The organism is Dolichospermum circinale AWQC310F, assembly GCF_000426925.1.
Lineage (GTDB): Bacteria > Cyanobacteriota > Cyanobacteriia > Cyanobacteriales > Nostocaceae > Dolichospermum > Dolichospermum circinale.
Window position 1 is genome coordinate 1 of the sequence record NZ_KE384700.1, and the last position, 7,674, is coordinate 7,674.

The window sequence follows — 7,674 nt, forward strand, 5'->3', positions numbered from 1 at the left end:
GGGTTAGGGGGTGGGGTGCTTGCAAAATCTTATCCAACCATTCCAGCAACCGGGGATTACCATCAGCTAACCTCCGCGCTTGAGATTTCAACGCCTCATCTACCTGAGATGTTGCCTTAAAAGCCACAAGACGACTACACTTTTTTCTTAAATCTGCCCCTCTCATTCCCTCCAACGGCTGTTTATAGAAATACTGCAACTGGCTAAATTCAAAGTCATAACGACAGGTGAGAATTAAACGGTGATTTGTATATGTTTCCCGAATTGCCCAAACCAAAGCTGTTAAAACCTCTACTGCTGCTGTTTTCAGGACAAAGCTATCTTGACGAGGTTCTAAATTCTCCTCAAAATCATCCAACACCAACAAAAACGGCTTTTCCCCAGCGTCCGACAATTGCTGAAATACCCGCTTTAACCTAAATTTCAATTCCTCATCAGGATTTTGTAGCTGTTTGCGTTGTTCGTTATCATCCAACTTGTCCACCAACCGACTAACTAAACTCGGTTCATCAATTCTCCCCACCAAGACAACACGCTGAAAATTCGGGAGTCGGTCACAAAGTCTAGCTGCTAAACTACTTTTACCCAAACCACCCATGCCATAAATTAACACCCCTATTTCTTCAGTTGATTGTATCAGCGTCCTTAAACAACTTTGCAACTGACGACGACGACCCACAAAACTTTCACGGGTGCAGACTTTTGTTTTTTGAGTTACAGGATCTAAAAATTCGGTGCTAACAGAAAGCGGTGGTGCTGGTTTCCTTCCCGCAGTCCGCAATGGAGTCACCAATTCCCCTGGTAAACTATCGGCTGCATATAATCGCAATAAATGCCAATCCCGCGCCTTGTTTTTGATTAATGTTTTATAGGTTCTGGCAACCGTTTCGGTGATTTGCCCTCCGGCTGCTAATTCTTTATATAATGTCGCTGCTGCTTCCGTTGCATCAGATTCTAAAACTTTTTGTCCCCATCCCAAAACGGCTTTTGCACCTGCTTTTAGTAATTCTTCTGCCATTGAAGGGACTGAACCATAATTATCATCTTTACTTCCAGCTTGTCCAGTGCGACAACCAGACAGGAAAATCAATTTGGGGATTCGGAATTGTAGTGCTTCTTTAATATCTTCTGCACTCGCATAAAAAGCTTCTCCGGTTTCCGTTTCGGTAATGAATTGGGGTTGTCCGTTGGTAATTGTGGCATGACCGGTAATATGGAAAATATCAAAATAATCTTGACCGTAATCATTCACTAAATAACCCAACTCGGATAAACAACCGCTTTCTTCTACTGTCAAAGCTAAAGGTTGTCTTCCTGTGTCTTCTAAAATTCGTGCTTCTTCTGCTTCATAATCTAATACAGGTTCTACTCCTTGGGGGGAAGTAGCCATAAATAAAACTTGCAAAGCCCGGTTTTCTGGGGTTTTCTCCACAGACAATGTTTTCACAGAGTCCGATGATACCCACCGGACGGGAATAATTGACCGTTGAACGAGAAAGGTTTTACCATCGTGCAGGACTTCCCAAGGTAAATGGGCGAGTCTTTTCGCCGCAGCAATGGCTAAAATGATTCCTTGACCCTGATGTTGATGTTGATTGATGAGGTTTTGTAACCATCTGTCACTCCCATCTAACCAGTTATACAGCCGTAACCCTGTGACTGCGTAATCTTCCGCATAAGAGGAAACGTAATAATCTATTTCTGCTAACTCGATTAAATCGGTAATTTCGCTCAGGGAGAGTGTGCGTTTTTCGTATTTGTTGTAATTATCAGTAAAGTACCGTAACTCTACATAATTACCGTCAACGGCTTTTAGGTCAAGGTGAAGAATCTGCACGTTATGATTCTAAAATTTGGCGAATTTGTTCAATTGTAGCATTTTCTAACAACAATCGTCTACCGTTTCGGCCGACAATCAGAACTTTAGCAATCTTTTTACCAGACTGTTTTTGTTTATACTCTTGATACCATTTGCGGATTTGTTCAGCAATGGCCACAGTTCCACCCACAAGACCAACTATAGTGGCTATAGTGGTAATTACTGCCTCTTTTTTCACGTCTTCTGAATTTACGATATAGTTACCAGTTATACCCTCAATTGCCAAAAGTTCTTTTGTGGCTGTAATTGCGTCTTCACCTTCAATAGCAAATTGAATTTCTGTCATAAATTTACCTAAAAATACCTAATTTTTATTCCTATTGCTCACTACTTTAAAATATTTCCCATACCAACAGCAGAAGCAGTTTAGGTATTTACAACTTTTGCATATTGTGACTAAGAGGATCAAAATCTCTAGGAAATTTGGTACTTTCATCATAATATGCACCATGTAAATTCGCTCCGTAGAACTTAGTATAATGCAGTCTAGCACCTCTAAGATTTGCTTCAGTTAAATTAACACCAGATAAATTCGCTCTAGTCAAATTGGCCTGGGCTAAATTCGCTCTACTCAAATTCGCTCCCCACAGTTTAGCTTTAGCTAAATTTGCTTCGCTTAAATCTGCTCCCCATAGATTAATTCCTGGTAAATAAGCATTAATTAGTTTAGCTTTGACTAGTTTAGCCGAAACGAAATATCTTTCTCCCGCAGCATAACGTCGTTTTAGTTCCTCAGTGTCCATATCCTGTTAACCTAATTGAGTAACAAAACCTCTATCTCCACAATATACTCCCTGTCAATCAATTTTGGATTTTGGATTTTGGATTTTCCTCTTCTTAAAAAGAGGCTTGTAAATGTGCAATTAAAGTCAAACTTCTAGTAGTTATAAACAAGAAAAACGCCTGAGTTTTTTCTAACCCAAGCATTCCCCGTATAACTTTATACTACTTTACTAATTTTGTGACATTTTAGACTCGCAACTCAAATAACAGGAAGTATAAGCAGCGCGAGGGAAGTTGTAACAAGTATCAAGTAAAGTGGTATCACTCCTTGCATTTACTAACTATACTTGTTCGAACACCAAACAGCTAGTGTAGAGAGTGACACTTTCTTAACTGACACCAAGTGTTCTCTAAATAACTTTAACTTCGATTTAAGAGTCTTTGGCTATCAGTAATTTTTACATTGTCAAAAGTTTACATACTTCAGCGTCGGTTGTTTGCTGAAAATCCTCGTACCAAATCCCAATTGCATACAAATTGGCTGGTGTTATTACTGATATAACCTGATCTACCTCTGCTTTTAATTCTTCACAAGTAGATACCGCCGCCACGGGAACAGCTACTACAAGCTTCTGGGGTTGTTGTTTTTTCAATGTAGCGATCGCTGCTCGGATAGTAGCACCCGTAGCAATACCATCATCAACTAAAATAATAGTACGATTTTTTACTTTTACTGGAGGGCGATTACCGCGATAAGCGTGGTTACGCCGGTCTAATTCTCGTATTTCCACTGCTACTACTTCATCAATAGTTGCTTGGGAAATCTGCAATGAATCTACGACATTCTCATTCATAACACGGACTCCTCCGGTCGCAATAGCCCCCATGGCCAATTCCTTATGTCCAGGTACACCTAGTTTCCGCACCAAGCAGATATCCAAGGGTGCATTAAGTTCCTTTGCTACCTCATAAGCTACAGGTACACCGCCACGGGGAAGACCTAATACTAAAATATCAGGACAATGGGCATATTCTGTTAACCGAGCAGCTAACAGTTTTCCTGCTTGCGTGCGGTTACGGAACTTTTGCAGCATATTATTATACCTCATCATGAAAATAAGTCTCTAATTGAAGCTAGAAATTTGATCGTTAATCCCGTAATGACACTATAAAGACAAAATTCCCCCTCTAATTTGAGGGTAGCAATAAAATCCGAGGAATTGTTAAATCAAATTACCAACCAAAACTTTATTAGAGGTTTTATTCTTAAATTTTATCTCAATTTTTTGAGCTAAACTAAAGAGAGTGGGATGATCTCTGGTAGTAAGTTCTCTAAATTACACATCTACATAACTCCAGTAAAAATGTCTGAAGATGCCCATAAATCACCTGAAATCCAAGAAGTAATTGGATTAAAGCCGCAACACTTTGCTGACTTAGTTAGAGCCGCACAATTAATTTTTGACCCGACTGCGGGAGTTACCGGCAGAAATGTTAAAATTGATTGGCAGGATTTTGGTATTCCTAGAAATATAGAAGATAATCTCAGAATTATCGGGGAAGAATTTCAATATGCTTCTCCCCATGTTTCTGCTGATATTATTTGGGGTAAATTAACTACGGAAACTCGAATTTGGTTTCTGAAAAATAAAGATCAATTGTGGCAATTTGAAGAAATTTTACCTGCACTTGACGAAGATTAACTATTGCCAAAAATATCTTGATCAAGTAGGATATATATATTTTCTATCCTACTTGTTTATTAGAAGAGAATGTTGAAAAAAATTGCCAATACACAGGTTTTAGTAGTTGGGTTATTTTTGATGTTTCCATTAATAATATCGGGTTTAAATAACTCTGATATTGCTTTAGCCGCAAGTAAACAAAAATATAGTAATTCAATTACTAATCAGCCAATAGTTGTTAATAAAACTGAATTTGGGGTCAGGATAATTAACTCATCAGGAAAGGTCAATTTTTTCCCAACAACTACCGTTCCCTTAAAAGAAGGTGATGCTTATGGTTGGAGAATTACACTTGATAAATATTCGGGTAAAGTCCAATGGAGAGAAGTTTTAACTTTACCAAAACCTCCCGATACTTGGATCACAGAAAATCGTGAAAATCTCTCCATATCAAAAGACGGAAAAACGGCAACTTCGACCCGAATGCAAACACCTATTAATGGTGTGATTGAAAATTTCTGGACTATTTCTCCTGGAGATCCTTTAGGTAAACATCAAATACAAGTTTATATTGATGAGCGTTTGCTTGCTACTTTTGAATTTGAAATAGTCCCATTTTAAAATGACCATTTTGTGATAAATGTAAATAAAGGCTCTTGTTTATCAACTAATTATGTCAATCTCATCTTACATTTTTCTAGCTGGTGCAAGTCGGGGTGTTGGCCAAGAAATCGCTAAATATTTGACAGCACAGGAAATTCAAGTTAAAGCACTTGTGAGAACAGAAACCGCTGCTGTAGAACTAAAAGCAATGGGTATTCATCCAGTTTTAGGAGATGCTTTAAATGCGGCAGATGTTGAACAGGGAATGTTAGGAAATGAACCTATTCAAGCGGTTATCAGTACATTAGGAGGTTTACCGACAGATGATATCAAACCCGATTATATCGGTAATAAAAACCTGATTGATGCCGCAGTTAAAGCGGGAGTAAAAAAGTTTATTTTGGTAACTTCTATTGGGAGTGGTGATAGTGTGGTAGCTTTACCTCCCCAAGCTTTAGCCGCACTCAAACCAGTTTTAATTGAAAAAGAAAAGGCTGAACAATACCTGATTTCCAGCGGACTGAACTATACAATTATTCGTCCTGGTGGTTTAAAATCTGAACCTGCTACCAACAACGGAATTTTAACTGAAAATCCTCAAATTGTGGGGACTATTCATCGTGCGGATGTTGCTGCATTAGTTTGTCGTTGTTTAAATTCTCCTAATTCTGATCAGAAGATATTATCAGCCATAGATCGAAATATGGTATATCCAGGATTACCGGAATTTGTGGAATTTAATTTAGATTAGGGATTTTTGAAAAATACAGGGGTTTCCGCTCTTATGAGGTACATCTTAAGCCCCCTCCTCGCACCCCCCTCAATCCCCCCCCTGCGGGGGGGAGAAAAGGATAAACTTTTGATATTGGAGGGGGTTGGGGGTGGGGTTCTTGTACCTCATAACATCAGGAAGTGCTGTAAATCATCTAATTTATTAATTTATTAGGGTGTGTTAAAGTTGAAGATAACACACCCTATAGTTGAGGATCTTTTTTTAATTGTCAGTTCCTTAGTTATTATTGATGTTGAGGACGGAGGACTAAAGTCCTCACTACTAACTAACTACTAACTAAATTTAAACAGAAAATACTACTCGAAAACCACAAATTCGTAAACCACCGTCTGCTTCATTCCAACTTCTACTAGCGCTGCGACAAAGTTCCGCGTTAAAATTCCACGCACCACCCCTTAAAACTCGACGATGTTGATCACCACCATTTTCCCAGACACTACCATCTATAGGCGCTCCATGATAGTTATTATGCCAAGGATCGGCACACCATTCCCATACTAAACCGTGCATATCATATAAACCAAAAGCATTTGCAACTTCAAAATAACCAACATTTGTTGTTTGTTTACGAAATTTACTTTTTCGTTCTCCAACATAAGTATCACTACCACTACAGTTAATTAAATCGGAGGTAATTGTTTCTCCAAAATGAAAAGATGTGGTAGTTCCTCCACGACAAGCATACTCCCATTCTGCTTCACTAGGTAGACGATATTCTCTACCAGTTTTAATTTTTAATCTAGCACAAAATTCTACAGCTTCATACCAAGAAACATTTTCTACTGGCAGATTTGTACCTTTAAATTTCGAGGGGTTGGGATGTAATTCTTGTTGAACTTTTGGTAAAGCTGCTACTATTCTCCATTGTGCTTGAGTAATAGGATATTTAGCCATAAAAAAAGATGGAACTATTACTTGATGTTGGGGACGTTCATCACTATCACCTTCACAAACAGGAGAACCCATGATAAAAGTCCCATTAGGAATTGATACCATTTCTAAAGTTGTATTTCGGCCTAATTCTTCATGAAAATATTTAGAATTACGTCTATCACGGTTAACTTCTCTCCCAGTAGTGTCTAGAGTAATGACATAAAAATCAAAGTTATACAAAGGAGGTAATGGAACAATAATTTTGGTGGGAGGTGGTGGAGGTAATGGTGTTAATGGTGGTTTAGAAACAGGGGGGAATTTAATAGCAACGGGAGATTTAGCAAAATTCAAATCATGTAAAACATCCATTGCTGACTGATATCTATCACTAGCAAAATGTTGGAGTAATTTATCTAAAATTTGCCTAAATTCATCACTAATAGTAATTCCTTTAAGTTGTAACCGTTCTTTCCATAACCATTTAGCATTCATAGCATCATAAAGATGATCTTTTAGTTGTCCATAATCATCTTGTAATGGTAAATCTTGAGTTAATAACCGCACACAAGTTACACCCAAAGCATATAAATCACTTGCTTGACAAGCAAACCCGGCCATTTGTTCCGTTGGTGCATAACCGAGAGTATAAATAGCTGTTGCTTGTCTAGCTAGACTAGTTTGAGTAACTTGTTTTGCACCACCAAAATCAATTAAGACAGGTTTTTTATCACTATCTCGACGAATAATGTTTTCTGGTTTAATGTCGCGGTGAATCACATTGTGTTTGTGAACAAAATCTAAAACTGGTAATAAATCAGTCAAAAGTTGACGAACTTCTATTTCACTATAAGCTTGATTTTGCAGTTCTTCTAGAAGAGTTTTACCAATTATAAATTCCTGCACTAAATACAAACTAGAACCTTGTTCAAAATAAGCCAAAAGTCGCGGAATTTGGGAATGATTTTCTCCCAAATCATACAATCTAAAAGCTTCTTCTTTAAAAAATTCCGCAGCTTTAGCACGTTGTCCAGTTCCCTGAACTTGGGGAAAAAATTGCTTAATTACACAAGGTGCATTCAGTCTATCTACATCTTCAGCAGCGTAGGTTCTGCTAAACC

The 7,674-nt window shown here is 38.1% G+C and carries 8 protein-coding genes; 3 read left to right on the forward strand and 5 right to left on the reverse strand.

Annotation, left to right across the window (positions count from 1 at the left end):
* The 4 genes from ACIR310F_RS0116650 to ACIR310F_RS0116665 form a co-directional block, all read right to left on the reverse strand.
* The coding region (locus ACIR310F_RS0116650) for a CHAT domain-containing protein (RefSeq protein WP_028084813.1) at positions 1-1,837 on the reverse strand (1,837 nt) is incomplete at its 3' end.
* Between the two features lies 1 nt (position 1,838).
* Entirely contained in the window at positions 1,839-2,165 is a 327-nt protein-coding gene (locus ACIR310F_RS0116655) for a hypothetical protein (RefSeq protein WP_028084814.1), read from the reverse strand.
* Positions 2,166-2,253: 88 nt separating this feature from the next.
* Positions 2,254-2,622, reverse strand: coding sequence for a pentapeptide repeat-containing protein (locus ACIR310F_RS0116660; protein WP_028084815.1), 369 nt, complete (start codon positions 2,620-2,622; stop codon positions 2,254-2,256).
* A gap of 438 nt (positions 2,623-3,060) precedes the next feature.
* Positions 3,061-3,696: a phosphoribosyltransferase gene (locus ACIR310F_RS0116665; protein ID WP_028084816.1), complete on the reverse strand. Its 636-nt coding sequence runs from the start codon at positions 3,694-3,696 to the stop codon at positions 3,061-3,063.
* A 270-nt stretch (positions 3,697-3,966) separates the two neighbouring features.
* Here ACIR310F_RS0116665 and ACIR310F_RS0116670 point away from each other — a divergent pair, with 270 nt between their 5' ends.
* The 3 genes from ACIR310F_RS0116670 to ACIR310F_RS0116680 all read left to right on the forward strand — a co-directional run bounded on the left by ACIR310F_RS0116670 (position 3,967) and on the right by ACIR310F_RS0116680 (position 5,641).
* The gene (locus tag ACIR310F_RS0116670) at positions 3,967-4,305 is read left to right on the forward strand and encodes a hypothetical protein (RefSeq protein ID WP_028084817.1); all 339 of its coding nucleotides are present in this window, start codon (positions 3,967-3,969) and stop codon (positions 4,303-4,305) included.
* Positions 4,306-4,374: 69 nt separating this feature from the next.
* Entirely contained in the window at positions 4,375-4,908 is a 534-nt protein-coding gene (locus ACIR310F_RS0116675) for a YxeA family protein (RefSeq protein ID WP_028084818.1), read from the forward strand.
* 52 nt (positions 4,909-4,960) lie between these two features.
* Positions 4,961-5,641 carry an SDR family oxidoreductase gene (locus tag ACIR310F_RS0116680; RefSeq protein ID WP_028084819.1) on the forward strand — a complete coding sequence of 227 codons (681 nt, stop codon included), beginning with the start codon at positions 4,961-4,963 and terminating at the stop codon, positions 5,639-5,641.
* Positions 5,642-5,965: 324 nt separating this feature from the next.
* Here the strand turns inward: ACIR310F_RS0116680 and ACIR310F_RS22850 are convergent.
* Positions 5,966-7,674: bifunctional serine/threonine-protein kinase/formylglycine-generating enzyme family protein (locus ACIR310F_RS22850; RefSeq protein ID WP_231387577.1), on the reverse strand; the 1,709-nt coding region annotated here is incomplete at its 5' end.

Bases quoted from the DNA above. Each gene is read 5' to 3' on its own strand.
- ACIR310F_RS0116655 (WP_028084814.1), bottom strand. From the start codon at position 2,165: ATGACAGAAATTCAATTTGCTATTGAAGGTGAAGACGCAATTACAGCC.
- ACIR310F_RS0116660 (WP_028084815.1), bottom strand. From the start codon at position 2,622: ATGGACACTGAGGAACTAAAACGACGTTATGCTGCGGGAGAAAGATAT.
- ACIR310F_RS0116665 (WP_028084816.1), bottom strand. From the start codon at position 3,696: ATGCTGCAAAAGTTCCGTAACCGCACGCAAGCAGGAAAACTGTTAGCT.
- ACIR310F_RS0116670 (WP_028084817.1), top strand. From the start codon at position 3,967: ATGTCTGAAGATGCCCATAAATCACCTGAAATCCAAGAAGTAATTGGA.
- ACIR310F_RS0116675 (WP_028084818.1), top strand. From the start codon at position 4,375: ATGTTGAAAAAAATTGCCAATACACAGGTTTTAGTAGTTGGGTTATTT.
- ACIR310F_RS0116680 (WP_028084819.1), top strand. From the start codon at position 4,961: ATGTCAATCTCATCTTACATTTTTCTAGCTGGTGCAAGTCGGGGTGTT.